Annotated in this window: 2 protein-coding genes; both read right to left on the reverse strand. The window is 59.2% G+C overall.

The window, feature by feature from the left end; all coding sequences use genetic code 11:
* Window positions 1-68: 68 nt before the first annotated feature.
* On the reverse strand, window positions 69-944 hold the full coding sequence (gene istB / locus SPHV1_RS04255) for an IS21-like element helper ATPase IstB (RefSeq protein ID WP_054944811.1): 876 nt from the start codon (window positions 942-944) through the stop codon (window positions 69-71).
* Window positions 941-2,191: an IS21 family transposase gene (istA, locus tag SPHV1_RS04260; protein ID WP_054944812.1), complete on the reverse strand. Its 1,251-nt coding sequence runs from the start codon at window positions 2,189-2,191 to the stop codon at window positions 941-943. The genes istB and istA overlap by 4 nt, the downstream gene beginning before the upstream one ends.
* Window positions 2,192-2,244: the final 53 nt, after the last annotated feature.

The raw sequence follows: 2,244 nt of genomic DNA on the forward strand, positions 1-2,244 counted from the left end.
GTGTCAATGACACTGTAAATTTCCCCGGAAGTGACAAAGTAAAATTCCCCACTTTGCGGTTTGTTTTTTCAGGTTCTGGTCAGCGCGGCGTCTCCTTGTTTTGGCGGTCGACCGCGCCTTCGGGGCTCGGCGGGTGCGGGCGGCGTAATCCGTGCATTTGACCGGATGTGCTCGGGCAGCAGATCGGCATGTCGTCTCAGGCGATAGCTCGAGCCGTCGATCTGGATGACGATAGCGTGGTGCAGCAGGCGGTCGAGCAAGGCGGTGGCGACGACAGGGCTGCCGAAGATTTCGCCCCATTCGGCAAAGCCACGGTTTGACGTGAGGATCATTGCCCCCCTTTCGTAGCGGGCATTGACGAGTTGGAAGAACAAGTTGCCGCCGCCGGGGATGACGGGAAGGTAGCCGATTTCGTCCACGATCAAGAGCGAAGGCCGACAGTAGAAGCGGATCCTTTCGCGCAGGGTTCCTTCCCGTTCGGCCTTGGCCAATGCGCCGATCAGGTCGGCGAGCGTTATGAACGAGACACTCCTGCCCGCCTTGACCGCCTCAAGGCCCAAGGCGCTGGCCAAGTGGCTTTTGCCGGTACCGGGCGGTCCAAGCAGGTGAACGACTTCGCTGCGCGCGACGAAGTTCAGTTCGGCAAGGGCCATGATGCGAGCCCTGTCGAGCGAGGGCTGGAAGGAGAAGTCATATCCGGCAAGGGTTTTGACGGTGTTGAGGCGGCCCATCCGTAAGGCGGTTCGGATGCGACGTTCTTCCCGGAAGGACAGTTCCTCGAGCAACAGCTGCTCCAAGGCCTCGAGAGCGGTGATTTCGCCACGATCCAAACGGGAGATGCAGTCGTCAACCACTTCAATCGCGCGCGGCATCTTGAGGCCGACCATACTGCTCTTGATGCGATCCAGCAGGGATGCGGTGGGATCTGGAAGAAGCGAGTTCATGCGCTTGCTCCTGCGGCTGCCAGTTGCTCCCCGATAGCCGCGTAAATATCGAGGGAACGACGGGTTACTTGTTGACCGGTAAATCCGTGTGGAAGTGGTAAGTCGTCCTTCTTTCGAGAACGACGCCGGTGCCCATCGAGCAACGAACGCTCCCGGCGACCTTCCAGGTGCGGATGGCGGGCAATAAGGCGATCGTCTTCGAAGATCTGGATTTCGTCAGCCAAGCTGTGGACATCGACAATGCGCCGCCGGGTTGCATCAGGAACCGAGTAATAATTGCCGTCAACGCTGACCATGCCATCATGGCTGATCTTGCGTTCAAGCTTGAGGACAGCTCCGAATGGGATCAGTGGCAAGAGTTGTAGCGTCGGCATTTCCTCCGCGAAGGCCTCGTTGACGACACGCCCGGTCGAGGCGTGCACGCGAGGATTGGCGACAGTGCAGAGCCAATGGTCGAACTGAGCGTTCAGATCATCAAGATCACGGAAGATGCCACCAAGGAAGAAGTCCTCGCGAATGTAGCGAAACGGCCGTTCGACTTTGCCCTTGGTTTCTGGACGATAAGCGCGGCATGCCTTTGGCAGGTAACCGTAATGTCGCGCAAATTCTGCAAGTGTGCGGTTGTAGATGACGCGACCATCCTCATCCTCGCCAAGGACGGCCGTCTTCATGCGGTCATAGAGAATCTCGCGGGGTACGCCACCAATGGCCTCGAACGCCGCCCGGTGACAGGACAGCACTGTCTGCATCGTCTGGCGTAGCGCGAAGCGTCCCCAGATCAGCCGGGAGAAACCCATGACCATGGAAAACAGCCAGACGATCTGGACACGGTCCGGCGCATCGGCAAAGCGGACCCGGAATTGTGCAAAGTCCACCTGAGCCTGTTGTCCCGGCGGTGTTTCGAAACGGACAGCATAAGCCCTGCCGCCGCCGACGGGACGCATCGTACGCACCGTATCGCGCACCGTGCTGTAACTCCCCGTGTAACCGCGCTCACTGATCTCGCGGGCAAGGCGTTGTGCGCTCAGCCCCGGATAGGCGTCCAACCGCGCCCGCAAGTATTCAACATGCGGATCAAGCAAACGTTCACGCGGCTGCCGAGGGCCATACGTCGGCACTTCGATGCCTCGGCCGATGTATTTGCGGACAGTCTTGCGGTCGATACCAACCTGCCGGGCAATCGCGGCGATCTTCACGCCTTGGCGATGCAAATCCAGGATCATCATCAGATCTCCAAGCTTCTTCATCGCAGCATCGCCTCCCGTTGGGAGAACTATGCCGGATATTTTTGCTGTGACCC

The sequence above is a fragment of the Novosphingobium sp. KN65.2 genome, assembly GCF_001368935.1.
Taxonomy (GTDB): domain Bacteria; phylum Pseudomonadota; class Alphaproteobacteria; order Sphingomonadales; family Sphingomonadaceae; genus Novosphingobium; species Novosphingobium mathurense.

Coding starts and splice junctions, on each gene's coding strand:
- istA (WP_054944812.1), bottom strand. CDS start 2,191: ATGAAGAAGCTTGGAGATCTGATGATGATCCTGGATTTGCATCGCCAA.
- istB (WP_054944811.1), bottom strand. CDS start 944: ATGAACTCGCTTCTTCCAGATCCCACCGCATCCCTGCTGGATCGCATC.